The 25,009-nt window shown below is 71.4% G+C and carries 23 protein-coding genes and 1 riboswitch; of the genes, 10 read left to right on the forward strand and 13 right to left on the reverse strand.

What is annotated here, in order from left to right; all coding sequences use genetic code 11:
- Positions 1–9: 9 nt before the first annotated feature.
- On the reverse strand, positions 10–1,188 hold the full coding sequence (locus tag AC07DS_RS01035; RefSeq protein WP_479141449.1) for a MalY/PatB family protein: 1,179 nt from the start codon (positions 1,186–1,188) through the stop codon (positions 10–12).
- A gap of 249 nt (positions 1,189–1,437) precedes the next feature.
- On the opposite strand from AC07DS_RS01035, the gene AC07DS_RS01040 reads away from it, so the two are divergent.
- On the forward strand, positions 1,438–2,268 hold the full coding sequence (locus AC07DS_RS01040) for an SAM-dependent methyltransferase (protein WP_479141451.1): 831 nt from the start codon (positions 1,438–1,440) through the stop codon (positions 2,266–2,268).
- Positions 2,269–2,428: 160 nt separating this feature from the next.
- A complete protein-coding gene (locus tag AC07DS_RS01045) occupies positions 2,429–3,811 on the forward strand; it encodes a S1 family peptidase (RefSeq protein ID WP_479141453.1) in 1,383 nt (460 codons plus the stop codon).
- Positions 3,812–3,839: 28 nt separating this feature from the next.
- On the opposite strand, the gene AC07DS_RS01050 is transcribed toward AC07DS_RS01045, so the two are convergent.
- Both AC07DS_RS01050 and AC07DS_RS01055 read right to left on the reverse strand, forming a co-directional pair.
- Complete coding sequence (locus tag AC07DS_RS01050) at positions 3,840–3,995, reverse strand: hypothetical protein (protein WP_186581637.1); 156 nt, start codon at positions 3,993–3,995, stop codon at positions 3,840–3,842.
- Between the two features lie 111 nt (positions 3,996–4,106).
- Positions 4,107–5,255 carry an ROK family transcriptional regulator gene (locus tag AC07DS_RS01055; protein ID WP_479141455.1) on the reverse strand — a complete coding sequence of 383 codons (1,149 nt, stop codon included), beginning with the start codon at positions 5,253–5,255 and terminating at the stop codon, positions 4,107–4,109.
- A 127-nt stretch (positions 5,256–5,382) separates the two neighbouring features.
- Between AC07DS_RS01055 and AC07DS_RS01060 the strand changes: the two genes are divergently transcribed.
- Positions 5,383–6,585: a Gfo/Idh/MocA family protein gene (locus tag AC07DS_RS01060; RefSeq protein WP_479141457.1), complete on the forward strand. Its 1,203-nt coding sequence runs from the start codon at positions 5,383–5,385 to the stop codon at positions 6,583–6,585.
- A gap of 27 nt (positions 6,586–6,612) precedes the next feature.
- Here the strand turns inward: AC07DS_RS01060 and AC07DS_RS01065 are convergent, their stop codons facing one another.
- The gene (locus AC07DS_RS01065) at positions 6,613–7,308 is read right to left on the reverse strand and encodes a L,D-transpeptidase (RefSeq protein ID WP_479141458.1); all 696 of its coding nucleotides are present in this window, start codon (positions 7,306–7,308) and stop codon (positions 6,613–6,615) included.
- A 174-nt stretch (positions 7,309–7,482) separates the two neighbouring features.
- A complete protein-coding gene (locus tag AC07DS_RS01070; protein ID WP_479141460.1) occupies positions 7,483–8,880 on the reverse strand; it encodes an aminotransferase-like domain-containing protein in 1,398 nt (465 codons plus the stop codon).
- A gap of 62 nt (positions 8,881–8,942) precedes the next feature.
- On the opposite strand from AC07DS_RS01070, the gene AC07DS_RS01075 reads away from it, so the two are divergent.
- Positions 8,943–10,334 carry a pyridoxal phosphate-dependent decarboxylase family protein gene (locus tag AC07DS_RS01075; RefSeq protein WP_479141461.1) on the forward strand — a complete coding sequence of 464 codons (1,392 nt, stop codon included), beginning with the start codon at positions 8,943–8,945 and terminating at the stop codon, positions 10,332–10,334.
- A gap of 50 nt (positions 10,335–10,384) precedes the next feature.
- On the opposite strand, the gene AC07DS_RS01080 is transcribed toward AC07DS_RS01075, so the two are convergent.
- From AC07DS_RS01080 to AC07DS_RS01095, 4 genes are all read right to left on the reverse strand, one after another.
- Complete coding sequence (locus AC07DS_RS01080; protein WP_479141462.1) at positions 10,385–11,299, reverse strand: SDR family oxidoreductase; 915 nt, start codon at positions 11,297–11,299, stop codon at positions 10,385–10,387.
- 94 nt (positions 11,300–11,393) lie between these two features.
- A complete protein-coding gene (locus tag AC07DS_RS01085) occupies positions 11,394–12,023 on the reverse strand; it encodes an MBL fold metallo-hydrolase (protein ID WP_479141464.1) in 630 nt (209 codons plus the stop codon).
- Complete coding sequence (locus tag AC07DS_RS01090; protein WP_479141466.1) at positions 12,023–13,108, reverse strand: S-(hydroxymethyl)mycothiol dehydrogenase; 1,086 nt, start codon at positions 13,106–13,108, stop codon at positions 12,023–12,025. The genes AC07DS_RS01085 and AC07DS_RS01090 overlap by 1 nt, the downstream gene beginning before the upstream one ends.
- A 171-nt stretch (positions 13,109–13,279) precedes the next feature.
- Positions 13,280–13,585 (reverse strand): hypothetical protein, encoded by a 306-nt coding sequence (locus AC07DS_RS01095; RefSeq protein ID WP_145882227.1) that lies wholly within the window; start codon positions 13,583–13,585, stop codon positions 13,280–13,282.
- Positions 13,586–13,756: 171 nt separating this feature from the next.
- Between AC07DS_RS01095 and AC07DS_RS01100 the strand changes: the two genes are divergently transcribed.
- On the forward strand, positions 13,757–14,122 hold the full coding sequence (locus AC07DS_RS01100) for a nuclear transport factor 2 family protein (protein WP_145882225.1): 366 nt from the start codon (positions 13,757–13,759) through the stop codon (positions 14,120–14,122).
- A gap of 24 nt (positions 14,123–14,146) precedes the next feature.
- Here AC07DS_RS01100 and AC07DS_RS01105 read toward each other — a convergent pair whose 3' ends face one another.
- On the reverse strand, positions 14,147–14,692 hold the full coding sequence (locus tag AC07DS_RS01105; RefSeq protein WP_479141469.1) for a MarR family winged helix-turn-helix transcriptional regulator: 546 nt from the start codon (positions 14,690–14,692) through the stop codon (positions 14,147–14,149).
- A gap of 120 nt (positions 14,693–14,812) precedes the next feature.
- Here AC07DS_RS01105 and AC07DS_RS01110 point away from each other — a divergent pair, with 120 nt between their 5' ends.
- Positions 14,813–15,592: a hypothetical protein gene (locus AC07DS_RS01110; protein WP_479141470.1), complete on the forward strand. Its 780-nt coding sequence runs from the start codon at positions 14,813–14,815 to the stop codon at positions 15,590–15,592.
- 27 nt (positions 15,593–15,619) lie between these two features.
- A riboswitch (ZMP/ZTP riboswitch) is annotated at positions 15,620–15,700 on the forward strand.
- 23 nt (positions 15,701–15,723) lie between these two features.
- Positions 15,724–16,581, forward strand: coding sequence for a bifunctional 5,10-methylenetetrahydrofolate dehydrogenase/5,10-methenyltetrahydrofolate cyclohydrolase (locus tag AC07DS_RS01115; protein ID WP_479141472.1), 858 nt, complete (start codon positions 15,724–15,726; stop codon positions 16,579–16,581).
- On the opposite strand, the gene AC07DS_RS01120 is transcribed toward AC07DS_RS01115, so the two are convergent.
- A complete protein-coding gene (locus AC07DS_RS01120) occupies positions 16,582–17,604 on the reverse strand; it encodes a CU044_5270 family protein (RefSeq protein ID WP_479141474.1) in 1,023 nt (340 codons plus the stop codon).
- Positions 17,597–18,160, reverse strand: coding sequence for an RNA polymerase sigma factor (locus tag AC07DS_RS01125; RefSeq protein ID WP_479141476.1), 564 nt, complete (start codon positions 18,158–18,160; stop codon positions 17,597–17,599). The genes AC07DS_RS01120 and AC07DS_RS01125 overlap by 8 nt, the downstream gene beginning before the upstream one ends.
- Positions 18,161–18,266: 106 nt before the next feature.
- Between AC07DS_RS01125 and ctaD the strand changes: the two genes are divergently transcribed.
- From ctaD to AC07DS_RS01140, 3 genes are all read left to right on the forward strand, one after another.
- A complete protein-coding gene (ctaD, locus tag AC07DS_RS01130; protein ID WP_479141478.1) occupies positions 18,267–19,892 on the forward strand; it encodes an aa3-type cytochrome oxidase subunit I in 1,626 nt (541 codons plus the stop codon).
- Positions 19,889–20,224: a hypothetical protein gene (locus AC07DS_RS01135; RefSeq protein ID WP_479141479.1), complete on the forward strand. Its 336-nt coding sequence runs from the start codon at positions 19,889–19,891 to the stop codon at positions 20,222–20,224. Before ctaD ends, AC07DS_RS01135 begins: the two co-directional genes overlap by 4 nt.
- 230 nt (positions 20,225–20,454) lie before the next feature.
- Positions 20,455–22,917, forward strand: coding sequence for an ATP-binding SpoIIE family protein phosphatase (locus AC07DS_RS01140; RefSeq protein WP_479141481.1), 2,463 nt, complete (start codon positions 20,455–20,457; stop codon positions 22,915–22,917).
- Between the two features lie 30 nt (positions 22,918–22,947).
- On the opposite strand, the gene AC07DS_RS01145 is transcribed toward AC07DS_RS01140, so the two are convergent.
- Entirely contained in the window at positions 22,948–24,903 is a 1,956-nt protein-coding gene (locus AC07DS_RS01145) for a ricin-type beta-trefoil lectin domain protein (protein ID WP_479141483.1), read from the reverse strand.
- Between the last annotated feature and the right edge of the window lie 106 nt (positions 24,904–25,009).

A 25,009-nucleotide genomic window follows, 5' to 3' on the forward strand; every position in this document is an offset into this window, starting at 1 on the left:
GCCGACGGTTCAGGTCAGGGCCGCCGCCATCCGGCGTACCCCCTCCGTGAGGATCTCCGGAGAGGTCGCCAGGTTGAGGCGCACGTGCCCGGCGCCGCCGGTGCCGAAGAGCACACCGGGGCTGAGGGCGACCCGGCCGCGGTCGAGGAACACCTCGGCGGGGTCGTCGCCGAGGCCGAGCGCACGGCAGTCGAGCCAGGCCAGGTAGGTGGCCTCGGCGGGGCACGGACGGACAGCGGGCAGGTGCTCGGCGAGCAGACCGGTGAGCAGGCGCCGGTTGGCGTCGAGACCGGCCAGCAGGGCGTCCAGCCATTCGGTGCCCTCGTTCAGGGCGGCAGTGTGGGCGATGACGCCGAGGTGGCTGGGGCCGTGGCTGACCTCCTCGGGCAGCCGGGCGAGGTCGGCGGCGGCGCCGGGTCCGGCGACGGCCAGCGCGGCCTTGAGTCCGGCCAGGTTCCAGCCCTTGGAGGCCGACATCAGCGACAGGCCGCGCTCGGCGCCGGGCACGCTCAGATACGGCACGTAGGTGACACCGGGGGCGACGAGCGGGGCGTGGATCTCGTCCGCGACGACACGGACGCCGTACCGCTCGGCGAGGTCGGCCACGGCGGCCAGTTCGGCGGCCGTGTGCACGGTGCCGGTGGGGTTGTGCGGGCTGCACAGCAGGTAGGCGGCCCGGCCGCCGCCCGCGCTCGCCTCCCGGAACGTCTGCGCCAGCCGATCGAGGTCGATGCGCAGGTCGGCGCCGAGCCGGGCCTCGACCACGCGGCGGTCCATATGGCTCACGAACTGGTAGAACGGCGGATACACGGGCGCGTTCACGATCACCGGATCCCCGGGGCCGGTGACCAGTCCGAGCATCTCGACCACACCGAGCATCACGTCCGGAACGATCGCGGTGTGCTCCACGGCGATCCCCTGCCAGTTCCAGCGCTTGGCGGCGAACCCGGCCAGCGCCTCGGCGTAGGCGGTGCCCGCGGGATATCCGGTGTCCCCGAGGGCGAGTGCGTCGGTGACGGCCCGGACGACCGGCTCGGCGAGGGGTACGTCCATCTCGGCCACCCACAGCGGCAGCACGTCCTCGGGGTAGGCGCGCCACTTCATGCTCGTACGACGTCGCAGCTGATCCAGGCCGAGGACGCGCAGCGGGTCGGGTTCGCCGGGTGTGTCGTGCGGGATGCTGGTCATGGGGCTCAAGATAGGCGGCTGCGGCGTGACCGGAAACGGGGCGGGCCGGGCACGGACAGGAGAGCCTCGCCGGGGTGCGGCGGCACTCTCTCGGCCGGCCGCAGGGGTGCGGGTCGCCGGCCTCCCCGCCGGCCGGTCCCCGCGGTCCGGGCGCGGAAAGCCCGGGACGTGCGGCACAGATCAACTCGGGCGTCTAGATTGCGTCTTGAATGGCGCACCTCTCTTCAGGCATCCAGGAGCTGAACCCACGTGACCGACAACCCGGCAGCCACCAACGACGTGGCCGTGTCGCTGCGCGCCCGTATCAACACCGGCCAGCCGCACACGGCCCGGATCTGGAACTACTGGCTCGGCGGCAAGGACAACTACGAGGTCGACCGCGCGGCCGGCGACCAGATCCGCCGGCTCCACCCGGGCATCGGGGAGTACGCGCGCGCCGACCGGCTGTTCCTGGGCCGGGCCGTGCGCCACCTGGCAGGCGAGCTCGGCATCCGCCAGTTCCTGGACATCGGTACCGGGCTGCCCACCGCCGACAACACGCACGAGGTCGCCCAGCGCGTCGCGCCGGACGCCCGGATCGTGTACGTCGACAACGACCCGCTCGTCCTCGCGCACGCCCGCGCCCTGCTCACCAGCACGCCCGAGGGCCGGACCGACTATCTGGACGAGGACCTGCGCAACGTCGACGCCATCCTCGAACACGCCTCGAAGACGCTGGACTTCAGCCGGCCGGTGGCGTTGATACTGCTCGGCGTGGTCATCTTCATCGGCGACGACGAGGATCCGTACGGCCTGGTGCGGCAGTTGACGGACCGGCTGCCCTCGGGCAGCCATCTGGTGCTGTCGCACACCATCACCAGCCCGTCGATGCCGGACGTGGACGAGGCGGTCAAGTTCTGGAACGAGCACGGCACTCCGAAGCTGACCCAGCGCAGGCCCGAGGACGTCACCCGTTTCTTCGACGGTCTCGAGCTGCTGGAGCCCGGTGTGGTGTCCTGCTCGCGCTGGCGCCCGGAGGACGGCGAGGGCGCCGAGCCGGAGGAGGTCGCCATGTTCGGCGGGGTGGCGCGCAAGGCCTGACGGCGGCCCGCGTGAGCCGGCGGCGGGTGCGGGTCGGGAAGATCACCGCCGCCGGTGAACACCACCGGGCCGGGGCACGTACTGAGGGTCGGGCGCTCGACGACCGGAGGGCCCCGTGGTGCCGGTAGGGGCATCGCGCGTTCGGGTTCGGGAGCCATGCATGAGGCACGCACGACGACGGGTCGTCCGGCGAGTGACACGCCTGGCGGCGGTCGGCGGACTCCTCCTGGGAGGTGCCATGGTCGCCCAGGCGGCCATGGCGAGCGAGACTCCCCCTGCGTCCGCCAGAACGCTCAGCTCGGCCGGGACGGCCGGTGGCACGGGCGCGGCGCTGGTCGCGAAGCTCGGATCGGCGCGGACGGCGGGCAGCTGGATCGGCGACGACGGGCGGCCCGTCGTCGCGGTGACCGACGCGCAGGCGGCGCAGACGGTACGCCGTGCGGGGGCCCGGGCGAAGGTCGTGTCGCACAGCATGAACGAGCTCAAGTCGGCCACGTCTACGCTGCGTTCGGCGCCCCGTGTGGCGGGCACGGCCTGGTCGATGGACTACCGGACCAACCGGATCGTGGTGCAGGCCGACCGTACGGTGTCGGCCGACGACTGGTCCCGGATGAGCCAAGTCGCCGCGAGGATCGGCACTTTCGTGCAGATGGAACGCACGGACGGCAAGTTCACCACGCGGCTGAACGGGGCGCAGCCGATCCTGTCGACGGGCGGCCGCTGCTCGGCGGGCTTCAACGTGAGCAACGGGCAGAGCGACTTCATCCTGACCGCCGGCCACTGCGGGCCCGCCGGTTCGATCTGGTTCGCCGACAACCAGGGCAATCAGCAGCTGGGCAAGACGGTCAGCAGCAACTTCCCCGGCAACGACTTCTCGCTCGTCCAGTACAACTCCGGCAAGGCCGGCGAGGGTGCCGACGTGGTCGCGATCGGCGGCGGCAAGGGTGTGCGGATCACCGGCGCGGCCGATCCGACGGTCGGGCAGCGGGTGTTCCGCAGTGGCAGCACCAGCGGGCTGCACGACGGCCAGGTGACCGGGCTGAACTCGACCGTGAACTATCCCGAGGGCACGGTCACCGGACTCATCGAGACCAACGTGTGCGCCGAACCGGGCGACAGTGGCGGCCCGCTGTTCTCCGAGGGCGTCGCGCTGGGCGTCACCTCGGGCGGCAACGGGGACTGCAAGACGGGCGGGACGACGTTCTTCCAGCCGATCACCAAGGCGATGGCGGCGCTGAACGTACGGCTCCTCGTGTCGGCTCAGAACGCGGGGGGCGCCCAGGGCGCGGCACCCGCGCAGTCCGCCCCGGCCGGCCAGGGCGCGGTCGCGTCGAGCGCGGCCTCCCCCGGTTCCGCGGCGCCGGTCACGAGCGCCGCCGCGCAGGGCGAGACGCTGCTGGCGCGGCTCACGGACACCCGGAACGTCGGTCCCGGGCTGCTGGTCATCGCGGGGAGTCTGATCGCGCTGGTCGCGACCCGCTACATCCGCGCCGAGCAGGACCGCAAGGCGTACCAGCGGTACTACTCGGCGACGTGGGGCTGACGAGAGAGGTTTCAGGCGCCTGGTGCGACTACGGAGTCGCCGCGGCCCACTCCATCACGAGGCGCTGGTACTCCGCGCGCTGCTCGGTGGTCAGTGTCCCGCCCGACCGGCGCCACAAGGCCCTGATCTCCTCGTTGACCTCGTCGGCCGATCGCTCGGAGACGGCTTCAACAGTGGTGGACATGCTGTGAAGCATATGCCGGACGACGTGAAGGCGCTGTGAGTAAGTACCCCTGATACGGACATTTCGGACCGTGTTACTCATCACGTCAATATGTCAAGCGGCGGCGGGAGTTCACGCCCGGTCCGCGCCGAGCACGAGCACCTGGATCGCCAACACCGCTGCTCCACGAGCCCAGTCGTGGAAGTCGGAGGTCTTGGTCTCCAGGCCTACCGGAGCGGCCTGCGGGTGCCGGTGTGCGGCGATGGTCCCGCGCACCGTGTCCCCCGCCACATCCATGAGGCCCACACCCTCCCCGGCGAGCAGAATCTTCTGCGGCATCGCGAAGTTGGCGATCTGCGCGATCAGCGTGCCCAGGGCCCGGGCGGCTTCGTCGATCACCCGGGAGGCCATGGGCTCTCCCGCGGCCGCGGCGGCGAGGATCTCCTCGTAGGTGGCGTCGCGGCCGGTGGCGGCGCGGATCTGGTAGCGGATGCTGGGGATGCCGAGCAGGGACACGGCACTGCCGCGCACACCGTCCGGGGTGAGCGGGCCGCCGGGATCGACGATCAGATGCCGGCCGAAGCCGCGGTCCTCCTCGGCGTAGGGCACCCGCCTGCCGCCGAGGACCAGCCCGTAGCCGAAGCCCGCGCCGATGGTCAGGACGACGAAGCGGTCGAGGCCACGTCCGGCGCCGAACCAGGTCTCGGCCTCGACGAGGGCGGCCACGTCGTTCTCCACGACCACCGGCAGCCCGGTGCGCTCCCGGACCAGCTCGGCGAGCGGTACGTTCCGCCATCCCAGGAAGGGCGACTCACCCACCACCGCACGCTCACGCACCAGCCCGCCCACACCGATGCCGATGCCCGCGAGGGCGGGATGGCGTACGGCCGGTTCGGCGGCCATCTCCGCGAGCAGGTCGGCGACGGCAGCGGGGTCATGGCTGGTCAGCGGCCGGTCGAGGCGGGCGACGACCTCGCTGCGCAGCGTGGTGACGACGCCGTGGACCATGTCCTCAGTGATCTTGAAGCCGAGGAAGGTGCGGGACTCGGCGACGACGTCGAGCGGCTGCGAGGGCCGGCCCTGGCGCACCTGGGCCGGGGCGCCCGCCTCCGGCACCTCCACCAGCAGGCCGGACTCGATCAGCGGCTTGGTCAGCCGGGTGAGGCTGCCCTGCGAGAGATCCAGCCTGCGGGCCAGCTCGGTGCGGGACAGCGGGCCGTGCACCAGGACCTCGATCGCCACGGAGCGTTCCCCCGGGCTCAGCGGCAGCCAGCTGCTCATGAAGGCCGACCCTTCCGTTTCTTTTGAGGTTGAAGCAACCAGGTCACCCTACTGGGACCCTTCCCGCAGAAGTAAGCTCCGGGCGCCCTCTTGACGCTCTGATTCTTCTGAAGCAAAAGTAATCAGCATGACTTTCTCCCTCGGCATCGTCGGTGCCGGCCAGTTCTCCGGTCAGTTCGCCTCGCTGTTCCAGGCCCATCCCGGCGTCGGCGAGGTCCACATCACCGACCTGCTGCCCGAGCGGGCCGAGCGGCTGGCCGCCGCACACGGGCTCGCGGGCACGTTCCCGTCGTACGAAGCCATGCTGGAGTCGCCGGCGGTCGACGCGGTCGCGATCTTCACCCAGCGCTGGACGCACGGCCCGCTGGTCCTGCAGGGCCTGAACGCGGGCAAGCACGTGTACTCGGCGGTTCCGATGGCGATCACCACGGAGGAGATCGCGGCGATCATCGACGCGGTCAGGGCGACCGGTCTGACGTACATGATGGGCGAGACCAGCCAGTACAACCCGGCGACCGTGCACGCCCGCAACCGGATCGCCGAGGGCGCCTTCGGCCGGCTGTTCTACGCCGAGGGCGACTACGTCCACGACATGGACCTCGGCTTCTACGACGCCTACCGGTACAGCGGCGGGGAGAACTGGGAGGCGACCGCCAGCTATCCCCCGCTGCTGTACCCGACGCACTCGGTCGGCGGGGTGCTGGGCGCCTGGCGGACGCACGCCGTGAGCGTCTCCGCGATCGGCGTGCGGGACGAGCGCGGTGACGGCGTCTTCGACCGTTCGGTCAGCCAGTTCGACAACGACGTCTCCAACGCGACCGCGCTGTTCGAGGTGGCGGGCGGCGGCTCGTTCCGTACCAACGAGTTCCGGCGGGTCGGCTACCCCTCGCACATCCGCGAGTCCCGTTTCCGGTTCTTCGGGACGGAGGCGAGCATGGAGCAGCTGGCGACGGTGGCGCTGTGGCAGGACAAGAACGGCGTGAAGGACATCAGCGAACTGCTGGAGCCCAGGCCGACCCTGTCGCCCGACGATCCGTCACTGCAGCACATCGCGCCGGAACTGCGGGCCGCCTTCACCTCCGGGTCGGCGCCGGTGCACGACCGCGCCCGGCTGCCGCGGGAGTTCGACCAGTTGCACAACGGGCACGAGGGCAGCCACCACTTCCTGGTGGACGACTTCGTCACCGCGGTCGGCACCGGCACACTTCCCTCGGTGAACGCGTGGGTGGCCGCCCGCTACACCCTGCCGGGCATCGTCGCGCACGAGTCCGCGCGGCAGGGCGGGGTCCGGCTGGAGATCCCCGACTTCGGGGACGCGCCGGACAACTGAGGCCGGTGAGCGGGCGCCCGGGCCGGCTCAGGTGCCCGGCTTGCGGCCGTACACGAAGACGTCGTCGCCCGTCCTCAGCAGCGACCAGTACTTCTTGGCGTCCTTCGTGGTCATGTTGACGCAGCCGTGGGAGCCCGGCGGGTTCCACATGCTGAGGTTGACGGAGTGGAAGGCCTGACCGCCGTCGAAGAACTGGCTGTAGGGCATCGGCACGTCGTAGATGTCCGAGACGTGGTCGATGTCCCGCCAGTAGATCTTCTTCAGGCCGGTGCGGGTCTCGTACTTGTCACGTCCGGTGCGCACCGGCACGGGCCCGTAGACCAGCCTGTTGCCGTCCTGGATCCAGCTCAGCTGGAGCGACAGGTTCACACAGGCGATACGGCCCTTGTTCACCGGGCACTTGCCGTCCTTGTTCGGGTTGTTCCCGACGGCCTTCTGCTTGTTCATCAGGTCCATCACGCCCCAGGTGACGGGCCCGGCGTAGCCGATGGCGGGCGTGATGCCGTGCTTGTTCTGGAAGGCCTGGATGGCCCTGCAGTCGGTGGTGGACTGCTTTCCGTCGACCGGGCGGCCGAGGAACTTCTCCACCTGCTTCTGGTACGGCCCCGCCTGCGTGGTGCAGCTCGCGGCCTGGGCCGGAGCCGCGGTGAAGGCGAGCGTGAGCGGCGCCACCAGTGCGGTGACGCCGAGCGCGACGACACCTCGTCTGCGTATGTCCCCCATGCCGACCCCTTCCCCTTCTCCCCTGTGTTCCCGGGGATCCCCCGGGTGGTCCCCTTCGGATTCCCGCGCTCTCGGCCTACTAGACCCGCCGGCCGGGCCGACGGTTGTAGTTCCGGCCACGCTGTGACGGAACGGTGAACTTCGTCACCGCTTCGTCGTCATGCCGGGGCCGGGTCAGGCGGTTTCGGGGCTCCCCGAGCACGCGCGCAAGAGGCCCACCGCCCGCGTCAGCGTCTCCTTCGTCGCCGTGAACGGCAGGCGCAGATGGTGGGTGAGGGTGGTGCGGTCGGCGGCGAAGTGCGGGCCGGGGGTCACGGCGAGCCCGCGTGCGGCGGCCCGCTCCGCGAGGCCGGTGGCGCTCGTGCCCGCGCCGAGACGCACCCACAGGGTCAGGCCGCCGTCCGGGACGGTGTACGTCCATCCGGTCGCGGTGAGCAGGCCGGCGAGGTGGTCGCGCTGGGCGCGCAGCCGGTCGCGGCGGTCGGCGAGGAGGTCCGGGAGCGGTGCGCCGAGGAGTTCGGCGGCGATGAGCTGCTCCAGCGGGGGCGGGGAGAGCTGGGCCTGGAGCGGGTTCAGCCGCAGCTGTCGTACGAGGTCCGCGCCCGCCCTGATCCAGCCGACCCTGAGGCCGCTCCACAGGGTCTTGCTCGCCGAGCCGATCTGGATCACCCGGGCCCCGGCGAGGTGGGGTTCGGTGCCGGGCGGTGTCCTCAGGTCCAGGTCGCGCATCGTCTCGTCGGCGAGGACGGTCATCCCGTACCGGTCGGCGAGGGCGGCGGTCGTACGGCGCGTCCCCGAGTCCATGTGCGTACCGGTCGGGTTGTGGAAGTCGGGCATCAGATAGGCGAGTCGGGGACCGTGGCGGCGTACGGCGTCCGTGAGGCGGGCGGTGTCCCAGCCGCCGGGTGCCGTGACGGGGACGGCCAGCAGACGGGCGCGGCGGGCGCGCAGGACCGCGAGGGCGCCGGGGTAGGTGGGGTTCTCCACCACGACGGGCGAGCGGCGGTCGGTGTGGAGGTGGTCGAGGAGCAGGGTGAGGGCCGCCTGGGCGCCCGCGGTGACGAGGATCTGCTCGGGGCGGGTGGCGAGGCCGGCGCGGGTGTAGCGGTCGGCGAGCAGTTCGCGCAGGCGGGGCAGGCCGGCGCCGGTGACGCCGGAGTCGACGAGCAGGGCGGCGCCGCGTTCGGCGGCGTGGGCGAGGGCCGTGCGGAAGGCCTCGTGGGGTGCGGCGGTGACGGCGAGGGTGAGGTCGAGGTCGGCGCCCGGGGCGCCGCCCCGGTCCTGGGACCAGGGCGTGGTGCGTTCCGTGAGCCGGGCGGGCAGGCGGACCACGCTGCCGCTGCCCTGCCGGGTGGCCAGCCAGCCGTCGTCGCGCAGCAGGGTCAGCGCGGCCACCACCGTGCCGCGGCTCAGGTGCAGGATGCGGGCGAGTTCCCGCTCCGAGGGCAGCCGGGAGCCGGCCGGCAGCCGCCCGTCGACGACCGCCTCGCGCACCGCCGCGGCGAGGGCGCGGGCGCGGGGGCCGGGCCGGGCACTCCAGTCACCCAGCGCGGCGACGAAACCTGTGTCCACTGGTCCAGTTTCGCTCAAGTGGACCAGTCATGCGGGCGCGCGTCGGGCCTACGCTGCGGCTCATGCACCCCACACTCGCCGACGATCTCTCCCGGCTCCCCGAACTCCTGCAGTCCGCCCGCGACTTCGCCGCCGGCGAGGTGGCGGGCCTGGCCGAGCGGCCGGTCGCCGCACCCGGCCGGCCGCCCGGGCGTGCGCCACTCCCGGACGACGGCGCGGGCGGCGCGGGCGCCCTCGCGCGGTTCGCCGAGCGGTGGGCGCCGGGCTTCTCCGGCTCGGCCGGGCCCCGCTACCTGGGCTTCGTCACCGGCGGCGCGACCCCCGCGTCGGTCGCCGGGGACTGGCTGACGTCCGCGTTCGACCAGAACGTGTCCGGGGCGGTCGGCTCCTGGGCGGCGGAGCTGGAACGGGAGACCGTGGCGTGGCTGCGCGAGCTGTTCGGGCTGGGCGAGGCGCACAGTGGGGCGTTCGTGACCGGGGCGACGGTGTCCAACACCGTCGGTCTCGCGATCGCCCGCGAGTGGCTGGGCGAGCGGCTCGGAGTGGACGTATCCCGGGCGGGGGCGGCCGCGCTCGGCCCGGTCGACGTGCTCTCCGGCAGTCCGCACTCCAGTGTGGTGAAGGCCCTGTCGGTGCTGGGCATCGGCCGGGACCGGCTGCGGCGGGTCCCGCTGCTGCCGGGCGGCCGGGAGGCCGTGGACGTGGCCGCGCTGGAGGCGGCGCTGGCGGAGCTCGGCGGGCGGCCCGCGATCGTCGTCGCGAACGCGGGGACCGTGGACACCGTCGACTTCGACGACCTGCGGGCGATCGCCGCGCTGAAGGAGCGCCACGACTTCTGGCTGCACGTGGACGCCGCGTTCGGCGGCTTCGCCGCCCTCTCCCCCGAGTACGCGGCTCTGGTCGACGGGCTGGACGCGGCCGACTCGGTCTGCGTGGACCTGCACAAGTGGCTCAACGTGCCCTACGACGCGGCCGTCCAGTTCACCCGCCGCCGCGACCTCCAGGTGGCGGTCTTCCACAACGCCTCGCCGTACCTGGGCCTGCCCACCGGTGAACCGGACTTCCTGCATCTCACCCCGGAGAACTCCCGGCGGCTGCGCGCCCTGCCGGCCTGGTTCTCCCTGGTGGCCTACGGCCGGGCCGGGCACCGCGAGATCGTCGAGCGGAACGTCGCCCTCGCCCGCCAGCTGGGCGAGGGTGTCGACGCCCTGCCGGGCCTGCGTCCGGTGGCCCCGGTCCGGCTCAACGTCGTCTGCTTCACGCTCGCCGGGGAGGAGCCGACGCAGGAGCGGGTGGCCGCGCTGGCGCGAGCTGTCGCCGAGTCCGGGGAGGCCTTCGTGACGCCGACCGTGTACGGCGGGGTGCCCGCGCTGCGGGCCGCGTTCAGCAACTGGCGCACCACCGAGGCCGACGTCGACCGGGTCCTGCACGTGCTGGCGGCGGCCTCCGCCTGACGGCTCAGGACTGTTCGGGAGCCGTGCGGAACCCGCGAGGAGGCACGGTTTCACCGGTATCCGGTCACGTCCGCCGGCTTGCCCGGGTCCTGCACCTCGACCAGGTACCGCCAGGCGTCGGGACGGCTGCCGTCGAGGTCGGTGAATCCGTACTCCCGGGCGAGGCCGCCGCTGGAGAGGGACCGCCCGTTGAAGCGGGCCACCTCGGGGTCGCCGGCCAGCGCGGCGACGGCGCGGCCGACGAAGCGGGGGGTCTCGGACACGGCGAAGTGCGGTTCGCGGTCGAGGGCGTCGCGCCAGTTGTCCTCGCGTACGCCGAAGGCGTCGAGCATGATCTCCGAGCGCATCCAGCCGGGGGTCAGCGCGAGGGCGGTGGCGCCGCGCGGGCCGAGTTCGTGGCCGAGCGCGAAGGCCATGCGCAGCACGGAGGCCTTGGCGAGGTCGTAGAAGAGGTTCACGCGGTAGGTGTCGCGGTTGTACTCGGCGGTGCCGTCGGTGACCTCCACGACCAGGCCGCCCGGGTGGCGCAGCAGGAGCGGCAGCGCGAAGTGGCTGGTGACGGCGTGCGTTTCGACGGCGAGCCGGAGCAGCCGGAGCCCGTTGTCGAGGTCGTGCTCCCACACCGGTGTGTCCCACTCGAAGAGCTTCTCGCCACCCCAGATGTCGTTGACGAGGAGATCCAGGCGGCCCTGTTCGTCCGCGACACGGTCCACGAGGGCCCGTACCGCGGACTTGTCGAGGTGATCGACGGGGACGGCGATGCCGTGTCCGCCCGCCGCCGAGACGAGGTCGGCGGTGTCCTCGACAGTCTCGGGGCGGTCGTACTCGGAGCGACGGGCGCGGGTGCTGCGTCCGGTGACGTAGACGGTGGCCCCGGCCGCGCCGAGTTCCACGGCGATACCCCGCCCCGCGCCCCGGGTCGCCCCTGCGACCAGCGCTACCTTGCCTTCCAGCGGCCCTGACATGTCCGACCTCCCGTGCGGTACGACTCTCATCGTCGACCACTCTCACGGCAAAGCCGGACATCTCCTGTCGCCTTTTCTCAGCGGTGCGGTCTTGTCAGTGCCCGCGTCCGATCCACTCCTCCAGGTGGGGTGCCTCGGCGCCGATCGTGGTGGATTCGCCGTGTCCGGTCAGGACCTTGGTCTCCGGCGGCAGGGTGAGGAGCCGGTCACGGATGGACTCGATGATCGTCGGGAAGTGGGAGTACGAGCGTCCCGTGGCGCCGGGACCGCCCTGGAAGAGGGTGTCGCCGCTGAAGACGACACCGAGCCCGGGGTCGTACAGACAGACGGCGCCGGGGGCGTGGCCCGGGGTGTGCAGGACGGTCAGGTCGGCGCCGGCGGCCTCGATGACCTGGCCGTCGTCGAGATGGCGGTCGGGGTCGCGGTGGGGGTGGGTGAGCTTCCACAGCGGCAGGTCGTCGGGGTGGAGCCAGATGGTGGCGCCGGTGAGGTCGGCGAGGGCGGGGGCCGCGTCGATGTGGTCGTTGTGGGCGTGGGTGCACAGGATGGCGGTGAGTCGGCGGTCGCCGACGGCGCGGGCGATGGCCTCGGCGTCGTGGGCGGCGTCGATGACGACCACCTCGTGGTCGTCGCCGACGATCCACACGTTGTTGTCCACGTCCCAGGTGCCGCCGTCGAGGGTGAACCGGCCCGAGGTGACCAGGCGTTCGATGCGGGCGGTCATCACAGCACCACCACCGAGCGCAGCACGTCGCCCTGGTGCATCCGCTCGAACGCCTTCTCCACCTCGTCGAGCTGGATCGTCTCGGTGACGAACACGTCCAGCGGCAGGCGGCCCTGGAGGTGGAGGTCGATCAGCATCGGGAAGTCCCGGGAGGGCAGGCAGTCGCCGTACCAGCTGGACTTGAGCGCGCCGCCGCGCCCGAAGACGTCCAGCAGCGGCAGTTCCAGCTTCATCTCGGGGGTGGGGACGCCGACGAGGACGACGGTGCCGGCCAGGTCGCGGGCGTAGAAGGCCTGCTTGTACGTCTCGGGCCTGCCGACCGCCTCGATGACGACGTCGGCGCCGAAGCCGCCGGTCAGCTCGCGGATGGCCTCGACCGGGTCCGTCTCCCTGGAGTTGACCGTGTGGGTGGCGCCCAGCGTACGGGCCTGCTCCAGCTTGCGGTCGTCGATGTCCACGGCGATGATCCGGGCCGCGCCCGCGAGGTTCGACCCGGCGATGGCCGCGTCACCGACGCCGCCGCAGCCGATGACGGCGACCGAGTCGCCGCGGCCGACGCCACCGGTGTTGATGGCGGCGCCGATGCCGGCCATCACGCCACAGCCGAGCAGCCCGGCGACGGCCGGGGAGACGGCCGGGTCGACCTTGGTGCACTGTCCGGCCGCCACCAGCGTCTTCTCCGCGAAGGCGCCGATGCCGAGCGCCGGCGACAGCTCCGTGCCGTCGGTCAGGGTCATCTTCTGCTTCGCGTTGTGGGTGTTGAAGCAGTACCAGGGGCGGCCGCGCAGACAGGCCCGGCAATTTCCGCAGACAGCACGCCAGTTCAGGATCACGAAGTCACCGGGTGTCACGTCGGTGACTCCCTCGCCGACCGACTCCACCACACCGGCGGCCTCGTGGCCGAGCAGGAAGGGGAAGTCGTCCGAGATGCCGCCCTGTTTGTAGTGCAGATCGGTGTGACAGACACCGCAGGCCTGGACGCGTACGACGGCTTCGCCGGGCCCCGGGTCCGGGACCACGATCGTCTCGACCCGTACGGGCTCGTCCTTGCCCGGTGCGATCACGCCGCGTACTTCCTGCGCCATGGCCTGGCCCCTTTTCCTCGATGTGCCTTCGGAGCCGACCCTACGCGCGCGGGCCCGTCGGCCGCATGGACCACGGCGGCGGAAGTGGATCTTTCGGGCGCCGCCGCTTCGCCGGTGCGGGCAGCGGTGAGGGCCGTCCCGGTCGGGACGGCCCTCGGGTGCGTGGGGCGCTCAGGCCTGGACGGCGGGCAGCAGACCGGTCACGGGCGCGACGAGGTCGGTGAGCTGGTGCAGCTCGTTCAGCTTCTGCAGTTCGCTCACCTGGTTCAGCGGGCGGAGCTGGTCCGAGACCCGCGGGATCTGTCCCTGGTGCTCCGCGGGGAGTTCACTGACGGCGAGCGAGTCCACCATGGTCATCGGGTTGATCTGCCCGGAGTTCGATGCGCTCGCGTCGGCCGCGTTCGCCAGCGGCGCGGCGAGGCCCGTGACACCGACGGCCAGACCGACGGCGGCAACGATACGTCGTGTTGAGATCATGCCCTCAGCAACGGCGGCGGGCCCCGCCCGGACACGGCCCCCGGGCGCCGCTCACCCGTCAGGCGGACCGCCTCGGCTGCGCTTGCCGTTGGCGCCGGTGCGGAGGAGTCTCGGAGGTGGGGCCCGTGCGGCCTGTTCCCGCCGGGCCAAGGGTGCCTTAAGGAGGTCACCATGGGCGCTGCGACAGGCTCCGCCTTCGACACCGAGACACTGCGCCGGGGCATAGAAGGGAACACCGGGAACTCCCTGCTCGCCCTCTACGCGGACGACGCCGAGATCCGCATCATCGACCGCAACTCCCAGCCCAGTCATCCCAAGGTCCTGCACGGCCGGCGCGAGATAGCCGAGCTGCTCGACGACGTCTACAGCCGCGACATGACGCACAAGCTGGACCACTGCGTCATCCAGGGCGACCGCGCCGCCTTCTCCGAGTCCTGCGAGTACGAGGACGGCACGCGTGTCCTCGCCGAGTCCATGATCACCCTGCGTGACGGGAAGATCGCCGAACAGATTCTCATCCAGGCATGGGACGAGTAGGCAGGAAGGTCGCGAGGGTCCAGGTCACCTCCCGGCTGACCTGGACCTTCTCGGCCCGGGCGACGCTGGGCCGGGCGCGTGGCCGCTCTCGGCTGCCAGGACCAGCTTCCGCAGCAGGTCTGCAAGTGACCGCCGCTCTTCTTCGGTCAGTGCTGCGAGCAGCGCACCCTCACCCGCGTCCTCCGCTGCCGCATGCGCCTCGAACGCGGCGTGCCCGGCCTCGGTGAGCCGTACCCGCACCCTACGGCGGTCACCGGTCTCGTGGGTACGGGTGATCAGCCCGGCCTCCTCGACGGCCCCGAGCCGCGCCGACAGCGCTCCCCGGGTCAGGCCGAGCCGTTCGGCGAGCTGCGAGGGACTCGACTCGTACGGCGGCCCGGACCTGCGCAGCATCAACAGCACCTTGTACTGCCAGTACTTGAGGCCGTCGGAGTCCAGCACGTCCCGGCGGGCCTGTGCGGTGTGCCGGCCGAGGATCGCCAGCCTCGCGACGATCGCCTCCTTGACCGGGTCGAGCCAGTCCAGCTCGCGCGCCCAGACGGCCACGTGCCGGTCCACCGAGTCCTGCACTGCCTGCCTCCCGCAGTGGTTTTCTTGTGGATCATTTTTTGCCCAACTACCTTGCCCGGCATGACCTCTGCACCGCACCCACTCGTCGATATCGATGAACTCCTTTTTGCAGTACGTGAGTTGAGCGTCAGCGGCCGCTGGGAGCGGGCCGCGCGACTGCTCGGCGCGGCCGCCACCGACGACCCCGCCGCTCGCGCGCGGATCACCCGGGCAGCGGCCGAAGTCGCTCTGGACCGCGACTGGTTCGCGGGGACGGACACCGCGGCCGAGCGGCTGGAGGCGGCGGAGAAGGAGTTCCCGGTCGGCGACTGGGACACCGGCTTCCTCCGGCTGAGGCACACCTACGGCCGGCTGCTCCTGGTCGACGGCACCCTGCGCATCGGCCCGGACGGCAAGGACCCAGCGGCGCTCGCCGCCCTCCTCGACCGGGCGCGGGAACTGCACGACAGCGCCCCGGACGAGGTGCGGCGGGGCTGGGCGGCGATGTACCGGGGGCTGATCACGGAGAACCACTTCGCCGAGCGGGCGGCCGCCGCCGGGCACTACACGGCCGCGCTGCGCGCCGGGGAGGCCGGCGCGGACGGTCTGCTGGCCCGCGAGGCGCTGCGGCATCTCGGCGACCACGACCACGACGCCGGTGACGGCGAGCGGGCCGGGGAACGCTGGCGGCGAGCCACCGCGCTGGGCGCCCGGGCCGGCACGGTGCCGGGCACCCTCTCCCAGCAGTTGCTGCTGGCCGTGCTGGCCCGGGACGCGGGCGACGAGGCGGGCGCCGTCGCGCTGGCGACGGAGATCGTCCGCTGGGCCGGGGCGATCGGCGCGGACCGGCTGGCCGCCCAGGCGGACGCCTTCCTCACCGGGGCGGATCCCACGGCGCCGGGGCCCACGGACGCGGACTGAGCGCAGCCCGCACTCTCGGTTAGGCTGTGGACGGGCCGTGACTGGCGCTGAGGTGGATCACCACCGGGGAGCGGCCCGTGGAGCATGCCGCGCGCCTGGGCGATGAAGGTCAACCCAGCTCAGGAGTGCAGATGACACAGGCCCGGCTCATGGACGGCACCGCCCTCGCCCGCCGCATCGTCGAGGAGACCGCGAAGAAGGCCGCCGATCTCACCGAACGGACGGGCAGCGCGCCCTGTCTGGCCACGGTGCTGGTCGGCGAGGACCCGGCGTCCGTCACCTACGTCCGCATGAAGCAGAACCGCTGCCGCAAGGCCGGCATCGAGTCCCGGCACGTGGCACTGCCCGCCGCCACGACCACCGCCGAACTCGTCGGCACGCTGCGGGAGTTGTCGGCCGATCCGGCCGTGCACGGCATCCTGCTCCAGCACCCGGTGGGCGACCACATCGACGAGCGGGCCGCGTTCGAGGCGATCGCGCCGGAGAAGGACGTCGACGGCGTCACCTTCGCCTCGTTCGCCACGATGAGCTTCGGCCTGCCGGGCTTCGTCTCCTGCACGCCCGGCGGCATCGTCCGGCTGCTCGACGAGTACGGCGTCGACCCGGCCGGGAAGCGGGCCGTGGTGGTGGGCCGCAGCGCGATCCTCGGCAAGCCGGTGGGCATGCTGCTCCTGGCCCGCGACGCGACCGTGACGTACTGCCACTCGCGCACCCGGGACCTGTCGGCCGCGGTCCGCGAGGCGGACATCGTGGTCGCCGCCGTGGGCCGGCCGCGTCTCATCCGGGGCCAGGACATCAAGCCGGGCGCGGTCGTCGTCGACGCGGGCTACAACGCGGGGAACGTCGGCGACGTCGACTTCGACTCGGCCGTGGAGCGGGCCTCGTTGATCACGCCGGTGCCGGGCGGTGTCGGTCCGATGACGATCGCCACGCTGCTGGAGCAGACCGTTGAAGCCGCGGCCGCCGCCGCCCGGCGGCTCGGGGTGTGATCAGCGCATCCAGGCGCGGTACTCCATGACGTCCCCGGCCCTGACCCGGTACTCGGGCCGGGCCCGGGTGAAGGTGGTCTCCATGCCGAGGACGGCGCCGGTGCGCGGCTCCAGGATCAGCATGTGGCGGACGCCCCCGGTGTCGTACACGTACGCATGGCCGGGGCGGCCCAGGCGGTCGGTCACCTCGCCGGCCGGCCGCAGCCCCTCGGCCTCGGCGAACAGCCGGACGAGGGCCGCCGACTCACGGGCACCCAGGGTCCAGTGGTCGAGCAGTTCCCCGACGGCGTCGAAGAGTTCGGCACTGCTCAGCGGGGCCTTGCTGCGGTTGATCTGGGGCCGGGCGATCTCGGTGAGGTAGGCCCGCAGACGCGCCGCGGTGTGCGGCGGGGTTCCCTCGGGCGGGGCGTCGCTCCACGTCGGCGGGTAGGTGGTCCGGCTGATCACATGTCCGTCCGCCACCTCGTGCGGGTCGTCGCCCGCGTCCGTGAGGACCGGGCGGCCCGGCCTGCGCGGGTCGGTCGCGACGGCCAGTTCGGTGTGGCTGTCGTCCGCCCGCCAGCGCACCACCCGCTCCTCGGGGACGGTGACGGGGTGCTTGCCGTCGCTCATGCCGAGGCTCCACGACTGCACGTGCGTGCCCCTGCGCAGGCGCGGGGAGCCGCCCGACGCGGCCGCGTCGGCCAGGGCGACCATCTCCTTCAGGGGTACAGGTGTGGCGTGGAGGCGGACGGTCAGCGGGCGCGGCGCGGCGACGGCCCGCGGTGTGCTCGGACCGCCCAGCACGGCATTGCCGGCGACCACCAGGACGACGGCGGTGGCGGCGAGGCCCCAGGCCAGCCGGGCCCGCGGGGTACGGCCGGGGAGCGCCGGAAGCAGCCGGAGACGGCGCCTTGGGCGGTCCTCGTGCAGCAGCCGCTCCAGTTGCCGCTCGGCGCGGTGGTCCAGCGGCCCGTCGCCGAAGTGGGGGCCGTCGGTCGGCACCGGGTTGGCGCGGCGCAGGAGTTCGAGTTCGTCAGCCATGTCGGTGGTCCTCGCAGAGGGTCGCGTCGGCGGGGGCGGGCAGGGCTGCCGCGGTGGGCCGCATCCGGTCGATCTCGGCTCTCAGCCGGCGCCGGGCCCGGTGCAGGCGCATGACCGCCGCCCGTCTGCCGCAGTCCAGGGCCACCGCGATCTGCTCGGCGTCGAGTTCCTCCCATGCCGCGAGGCGGAGCACCTCCCGGTCCGCCGGGGAGAGCCGGGCCAGCGCCTCGTGCACCCAGGCGCCGGGGGCCTCGGCGTCGGGGCTGTCCACGACGTGCCGGCCGTGCGCCGCCTCGTCGTTGCCCAGCCGGTCCACCAGCCGGCGCCGCCGTCCGTAGCCGCGTACCGCGTTGGCCAGGCAGTTGCGTGCCACGCCGTACAGCCAGGGCAGCGGCGCCTCGGGCAGGTCGGACCGGCGGCGCCAGGCCACCGTGAACACCTCCGCCACCACTTCCTCCACCTCGTCGGCCCGCCCCTGCAGTCGCCTGGCGACATAGCGGCTGACCGCCCAGTAGTGCTCGCGATAGGCAGCGGCGAAGATCTCGTCGTTGCTCATGTTCGGTTCGTGTCCGGCACCCCCCGGATCGTCACACCCTTCTTGCGTGATGCTCGTCGCGCCGTCCGAGTGTGACCGACGGGCCGGGCGCGGACACAGGCGGGGCGTGAAGAGGATCAGAGACATCAGGGCCGTGCGGTGGCTGACGACCACCGATCACAAGACGATCGGAACGCTCTACTTGGTCACCGCGTTCGCGTTCTTCCTGATCGGTGGTGTGATGGCGCTGCTGATGCGCGCCGAGCTGGCCCGTCCGGGTCTGCAGATCATGTCGAACGAGCAGTTCAACCAGGCGTTCACGATGCACGGCACGATCATGCTGCTGATGTTCGCGACGCCGTTGTTCGCCGGTTTCGCGAACTGGATCATGCCGCTGCAGATCGGCGCGCCGGACGTGGCGTTCCCGCGGCTGAACATGTTCGCCTACTGGCTCTACCTGTTCGGCTCGACCATCGCCGTGGGCGGTTTCCTCACCCCGCAGGGTGCGGCCGACTTCGGCTGGTTCGCCTACTCCCCGCTGTCGGACGCGGTCCGCAGCCCGGGCATCGGCGCCGACATGTGGATCATGGGTCTGGCCTTCTCCGGCTTCGGCACCATCCTCGGCGCGGTCAACTTCATCACCACGATCATCTGCATGCGTGCCCCGGGCATGACCATGTTCCGCATGCCGATCTTCGTGTGGAACGTGCTGCTGACCGGTGTGCTCGTCCTGCTGGCCTTCCCGGTCCTGGCGGCCGCGCTGTTCGCGCTGGAGGCGGACCGCAAGTTCGGTGCGCATGTGTTCGACGCGGCGAACGGCGGAGCACTGCTCTGGCAACACCTCTTCTGGTTCTTCGGACACCCAGAGGTGTACATCATCGCGCTGCCGTTCTTCGGCATCGTCTCCGAGGTCATCCCGGTCTTCTCCCGCAAGCCGATGTTCGGCTACATGGGTCTGATCGCGGCCACCATCGCGATCGCCGGTCTGTCCGTGACGGTGTGGGCCCACCACATGTACGTCACCGGCGGTGTGCTGCTGCCGTTCTTCTCCTTCATGACGTTCCTGATCGCCGTACCGACCGGTGTGAAGTTCTTCAACTGGATCGGCACGATGTGGCGCGGCAGCCTCTCCTTCGAGACGCCGATGCTGTGGGTGACGGGCTTCCTGGTGACGTTCGTGTTCGGTGGCCTGACCGGGGTGATGCTGGCCTCGCCGCCGCTGGACTTCCCGACCTCCGACACCTATTTCGTGGTGGCCCACTTCCACTACGTCATCTTCGGCACGGTGGTCTTCGCGATGTTCGCGGGCTTCCACTTCTGGTGGCCGAAGATGACCGGCAGGATGCTGGACGAGCGCCTCGGCAAGATCACCTTCTGGACGCTGTTCATCGGCTTCCACGGCACGTTCCTCGTGCAGCACTGGCTGGGCGTGAACGGCATGCAGCGCCGGATCCCCGACTATCTGGCGGTCGAGGGGCTCACCACGCTCAACACGGTCTCGACGGTCTTCTCGTTCCTGCTCGGCTCGTCGATGCTGCCGTTCTTCTACAACGTCTGGAAGACGGCCAAGTACGGCGCGAAGGTCGAGACCGACGACCCCTGGGGCTACGGCCGTTCGCTCGAATGGGCGACCTCCTGCCCGCCGCCCCGGCACAACTTCCTCTCCCTCCCGCAGATCCGCAGCGAGTCGCCGGCGTTCGACCTGCACCATCCGCAGGTGGGGCAGCAGGAGCGGGAGCTGACCGCGCGATGAGCACGGGAGAGGAACGGGCGCTCGTCCAGGAGATCGAGGGCCATCTGCTGCTCGCCGCCGCCCGGGAGGAGGGTCGTACGGCCGCGGCCCGTGCGGCCGCCCGGCTCGGCTGGCTCACCGACACCCAACGGGACGACCTGGAGCGGCTCTTCGAGACGGAGTACCTGGCCCTGTCCCGCGCCTCGTGGCGGCGCACCGCAGAACGCGCCGAGGAGCTGCGGGACACCTACGAGGCTAGGTACCGGGCGCTGCGGCAGCGGCTGGTGGCCTGGTGCGTGCTGGGCTGCGCCCTGCTGGCGGCGGCGAGCCTGCTCGTGCTCGCCGCCGCCTAGCGGGCTCATGAAGATCTTGTCGAGGGGCTGTCCGGTCTCGGGCCGGGTGGCCTCTCGGTCCATGGGGCAGCGGGAGCAAGGTTCATCAGCCGGACGAGGCCGAGGGCGGCCGCACCCGAATCGTCGTCCGCCGCGGCGCCCGGCTCTGCGCCGATGCCGGAAGGTACCTGCGTCGACGGGTTCGGTGGATCTCCGGGGGACCCCTGTGGGTGTCCGGGTAGCCTGGACTCATGGGAATGCGGGACACCGCGCTCTTGGGCACGCCGAGTGACGCGCCGGAACCCGCAGGTGACATCTGCGTCGTGGTCGGCGAACACGGTTCGCTCCTCGGCTGGGGCCCCGCTGCGCAGCAACTGCTCGGATACTCCGCGTCCGAGCTCTGGGAACTTCGCTGGGCCGATCTCGTCGAGCCCGGGACGGAGGCCGCCGAGCTCCTCGATCGCCGGCCCGACAGCCGGCCGATCGTCTTCTCGCCCGCTCGTCTGCGTCACAGCAGCGGCTCCGGAGTCGAGGCGAGGATCTGGGCACACGGCTTGGTGACACCGGCCGGTGCGCAGTGGCTCATCCAGGCCGAGCCCCTTGAGGACGCGTGTCGAAACGACCTCCGCCGCGCTCTGCTGCGGGGACTGTTCACCGAATCGCCGTACATCATCGACGTCTTCGACAGCGATCTGCGATTCCTTGGGCAGAACGAGTCCCGGAGTCGTTCGGGAGGCTTCGCCGACGACGTCGTCGGCCGCACCATGCGGGAAGCGGCGCCCTCCGGCCTGCTGGACGTCGACGCTCTGGAGGAGCGGCAGCGACGGGTGCTCAACACCGGCCGGGCAAGCATCGGCGCCGAGGTACGAGGTGGCATCCCGGAAAGCCCGGACGGGGAATCCGTCTGGTCGGAGACCATCGTCCCGCTGCGCAGCGGCTCCGGTGACGTGGTCGGCCTGGTGCACTTGGTGATCAACGTGACCGAGGAGACCCGGGCGCGTGAGCGACTGGACCTGATCAACGAGGCGAGTGCCAGGATCGGAAGCAGCCTGGACGTCATGCAGACCGCGCAGGAGCTGACGGACGTGGCCGTGCCGCAGTTCGCCGACTACGCCTATGTAGATCTGCTCGACCCCGTCCTCGGTGGCAGGAACGCCGATGTCGGCCCCTTGGGCGAGGGGGTGCCACTGCGCCGGGCGGCGCACACGATACGTGCCGGCGGACCGCTGGACACCAGGGTCGCCCGGGGAGAGATCGACCTGATCGCCTCCGCCCCCGAGTCCTCGGCCACCAAGGCGCTGGCAGACGGCAACCATGTGCTGCTGACGGGCGACGAACTGTTCGAGGAGTTCATCAGTGACCCGGCTCGGGCCGCTCTGCACCGCAGTCGACGCGTCCACTCCTGGTTGCTGGTGCCGATGTACGCCCGGGGAGAGGCACTGGGCACGGTGACGTTCGCCAGGTACCAAAGACTCCAGCCGTTCGAGGCCGATGACATTCTGCTGGCCAAGGAGTTCGCCGCGCGCGCCGGGGTGTGCATCGACAACGCCAGCCGCTACACCCATGAACGGTCCAGGGCCCTGGCACTGCAGCGCAGTCTGCTGCCGCAGCGCCTCCCGGCACTGCGGTGTGTCGAGACGGCCTCGCGCTACCTGCCGGCGAACGGCCACACCATGCTGGGGGGCGCCTGGTTCGACGTCATCCGGTTGTCCAGCGCACGCGTGGGCCTGGTGGTCGCGAATGCCGTGGGCCAGGGGCTGCGGTCCGCGGTGACCATGAGCGCGCTGCGGACCGCCGTACGGACGCTGGCCGACCTGGATCTCTCGCCGGGGGAACTGCTCACCGAACTCAATGAACAGATCAAGCGGTTCCAGCACGAGGAGGGCGCCGGCAACGACGCCGTCGGAACGACCTGCACCTACGCTGTCTTCGATCCCCTCTCGCGGCACTGTGAGTTGGCCAGTGCGGGGCACCCGTCCCCCGCCCTGCTGCCGGAGCTCGGCGAGGCCACTTTGATCGAGATGCCGGTAGGCCCTCCGCTGGGCACCAGCGGTGCGCCCTACGAGTGCGGTGGGCTGACACTCACCGATGGGGACCTGCTCGTCCTGGACACCATGGGCCTGGCGAACCTCGACGGGGGTGATGTCGGCACAGGCCTGGAACGGCTCCGTGACCTGCTGTCCGCGGCCGGTGCCGCCCGGCCGTCCCCGGCCGCGAGTCCTCGCCAAGGGCTCGGTGAGTTCTGTGACGAGGTGCTGCGGCGGATGGTTCCCTGCCCCGCGCAGCAGGACGTGGCGCTGCTCGTGGCGCGGGTCCGCGGGCTCGAATCGGAACGCCATGTCGCCTGGGACCTGCCGGCTGAGTTCGAGGTCGTCGGGAAGGCCCGGGAGCTGGCCGGACGGGCACTGCGGGAGTGGGACCTCGATGAGATGCGATTCACCACGGAACTGCTGGTGAGCGAACTGGTCACCAACGCCGTCCGCTACGGCCTGCCCCCCATCCGGCTGCGCCTGATACGCGACCGCAATCTGATCTGCGAGGTGTCCGACCACAGCAGCACCTCCCCTCATGTACGGCGGGCCCTGGACACGGACGAGGGAGGCAGGGGACTGTTCCTGGTCTCCCAGATGGCCGATCTCTGGGGCACCCGCTACCACGCGCGCGGCAAGTCCATCTGGGCAGAACAGTCCCTCCGCACGCCCCCTTGCGACTGAGAGTGGCTTCAAGCACCCAGGTCCGGAACTTCAGGTCCTGGACCACTTCTGGTTGTCGCCGCCGTTGCAGGCCCACAGCACCAGGGACGTGCCGTTGCCGGTGCCACCGTTGTACGCGTCCAGGCACAGGCCCGCGTTGACGTCGGTGATCGTGCCGTCGGCGTTGACGTTCCACTGCTGGTTGGTCTGGCCGTTGCAGTCCCAGATCACCACCTTGGTGCCGTTGGTGGTGCCGAGGTTGTAGGCGTCGAGGCACTTGCCGCCGTAGACCACGAGCTCCTTGCGGGAGGTGTAGGTCCAGGCCTGGTTGGCGCCGCCGTTGCAGTCCCGGAGTTCGGCCTGGGTGCCGTTGGTGATCGTGTTGTCGTAGATGTCGGCGCAGCGGCCGGACTGCTTGCCGGCGAGCAGGGTGCCGTCGGTGCCGGGGACGGGTCTCACCGTGAGGGTGCCCAGGGCGGGACCGCCGGTCAGGGTGAGGGAGTTGCCGGATCCCTTGGTGAGGTGGACCTGGACCGAGACCGTGCCCGGGGTGGATCCGGTGGGCGGGAAGGAGACGGCGGTGGCGGTCTGCCCGTTGACCTGGAGCGTGCCGGTGACGGCGGTGGACGACGTGTTGGTGTAGGCGAGGTCGACCACGTCCAGGCCGGTGCTCGCCGCACCGACGCCGGTGTACTTGCCGGTGGACGTGGCGCTGTAGCCGCTGCTCGCCGCCTCGGTGCCGGTCACCTTGAGCATCACCGAGCCGCCCGCCGGGACGCTGGTGGTGTAACTCGTCGCGGAGGAGCCGAGGTTCTGCTGTGCCCACAGGTCGCGGACGCTCGCCGCGGCGCCGGTGAGGCCGAGGTCGGACCAGCGGACGGTGATGTCCTTGGCGGAGGAGGTGCGGTTGAGGAGCACGACGGCCCGGTTCCCGGTGCCGGCGAGGACCTTGCCGTACACCTGAAGGCCCGTGGTGTCCTCGGCGACCTTGACGCCCTGGAGGCCGCGCGGGTCCTGGTCGACGGCGATGACGTCCGGGTTCTCGAGGACGGCCGCCGTCTCGCTCGACATGGTGGTGAGGTCGTTGCCGGCCAGCAGCGGGGCGCCGGAGATCGCCCACAGGGACATGTGGGTGCGGTTCTGCGCGGCGGTGAAGCCGGGCATGCCGACCATCAGCATGTCGGGGTCGTTGTAGTAGCCCGTGTGCTGTGCGGCCGGGTGCAGGGCCTGGTCGAAGTTGGACAGCATGCCGGTCTGCGAGGGCGCGTCGCCGTAGTAGACGATGTCGGTGCTGGTCCGCCACATGGGGGCGAGGCCCGGCGCCCAGTTCCAGGGGTTCTGCCTGCCCCAGTTGCAGACCGAGAGGGTCAGCGGGCGGCCGGTGGTGGCGCTGGCCTCGGTGACGGCGGAGCTGATCGCCTCGTACGTGGTCGCCGCGTCCAGCCCTTCGGCGTCACCGCCGCACCAGTCGACCTTCACGAAGTCGAAGCCCCACTTGGAGAACTGCAGCATGTCCTGGTCGTAGTGGCCCTCGCTGCCGGTGTTCGCGGCGGCGGGGCGGCCGGTGGGGTAGTAGTAGCCGCAGCCGTTCTTGCCGGCGTCGGTGTAGATGCCGGCCTTCAGACCCTTGCTGTGGATGTAGTCGGCGACGGCGCTCATGCCGCCGGGCCACTCGGCGGTGTCGACGGTGATGTTGCCGGCACTGTCCCGGGTGCCCTGCCACCATCCTTCGTCGATGTTGACGTACCGGTATCCGGCGGCGGGGAGTCCGGCCGAGACGAACGCGTCGACCTGCCGCTCGATGACGTCGTGGTCGATCTTCGCGGCGAAGCTGTTCCAGGAGGCCCAGCCCATGGGGGCGGTGGGGACGGACACCTGGCGGATGGTCGCCGCCTGCGCCGGGCCCGGCTGGGCGAACACGAGGGCGGCTGCCGCGGTCAGGACGAGGACCAGGGCGCGTACGGCTGCGGTTCTGCAGCGTCTTGCGAGACCGGGTGGGGGGTACATCGGCTCCTCCGCGTGCGGGACGAAATGCATCAATGATCGATATTTCGAACGAAGGTCGGCTAACCGAACGTGCTGCGCGCGCCGACGGTAGAGCCGCCCGGGGGTG

The sequence above is a fragment of the Streptomyces sp. NPDC044064 genome, assembly GCF_056434245.1.

Bases quoted from the DNA above. Each gene is read 5' to 3' on its own strand.
- AC07DS_RS01115 (WP_479141472.1), top strand. From the start codon at position 15,724: ATGACACAGGCCCGGCTCATGGACGGCACCGCCCTCGCCCGCCGCATC.
- AC07DS_RS01090 (WP_479141466.1), bottom strand. From the start codon at position 13,108: ATGGCGCAGGAAGTACGCGGCGTGATCGCACCGGGCAAGGACGAGCCC.
- AC07DS_RS01065 (WP_479141458.1), bottom strand. From the start codon at position 7,308: ATGGGGGACATACGCAGACGAGGTGTCGTCGCGCTCGGCGTCACCGCA.
- AC07DS_RS01140 (WP_479141481.1), top strand. From the start codon at position 20,455: ATGGGAATGCGGGACACCGCGCTCTTGGGCACGCCGAGTGACGCGCCG.
- AC07DS_RS01060 (WP_479141457.1), top strand. From the start codon at position 5,383: ATGACTTTCTCCCTCGGCATCGTCGGTGCCGGCCAGTTCTCCGGTCAG.
- AC07DS_RS01075 (WP_479141461.1), top strand. From the start codon at position 8,943: ATGCACCCCACACTCGCCGACGATCTCTCCCGGCTCCCCGAACTCCTG.
- AC07DS_RS01050 (WP_186581637.1), bottom strand. From the start codon at position 3,995: ATGTCCACCACTGTTGAAGCCGTCTCCGAGCGATCGGCCGACGAGGTC.
- AC07DS_RS01100 (WP_145882225.1), top strand. From the start codon at position 13,757: ATGGGCGCTGCGACAGGCTCCGCCTTCGACACCGAGACACTGCGCCGG.
- AC07DS_RS01085 (WP_479141464.1), bottom strand. From the start codon at position 12,023: ATGACCGCCCGCATCGAACGCCTGGTCACCTCGGGCCGGTTCACCCTC.
- AC07DS_RS01120 (WP_479141474.1), bottom strand. From the start codon at position 17,604: ATGGCTGACGAACTCGAACTCCTGCGCCGCGCCAACCCGGTGCCGACC.
- AC07DS_RS01080 (WP_479141462.1), bottom strand. From the start codon at position 11,299: ATGTCAGGGCCGCTGGAAGGCAAGGTAGCGCTGGTCGCAGGGGCGACC.
- AC07DS_RS01135 (WP_479141479.1), top strand. From the start codon at position 19,889: ATGAGCACGGGAGAGGAACGGGCGCTCGTCCAGGAGATCGAGGGCCAT.
- AC07DS_RS01125 (WP_479141476.1), bottom strand. From the start codon at position 18,160: ATGAGCAACGACGAGATCTTCGCCGCTGCCTATCGCGAGCACTACTGG.
- AC07DS_RS01045 (WP_479141453.1), top strand. From the start codon at position 2,429: ATGAGGCACGCACGACGACGGGTCGTCCGGCGAGTGACACGCCTGGCG.
- AC07DS_RS01035 (WP_479141449.1), bottom strand. From the start codon at position 1,188: ATGACCAGCATCCCGCACGACACACCCGGCGAACCCGACCCGCTGCGC.
- AC07DS_RS01095 (WP_145882227.1), bottom strand. From the start codon at position 13,585: ATGATCTCAACACGACGTATCGTTGCCGCCGTCGGTCTGGCCGTCGGT.
- AC07DS_RS01055 (WP_479141455.1), bottom strand. From the start codon at position 5,255: ATGAGCAGCTGGCTGCCGCTGAGCCCGGGGGAACGCTCCGTGGCGATC.
- AC07DS_RS01145 (WP_479141483.1), bottom strand. From the start codon at position 24,903: ATGTACCCCCCACCCGGTCTCGCAAGACGCTGCAGAACCGCAGCCGTA.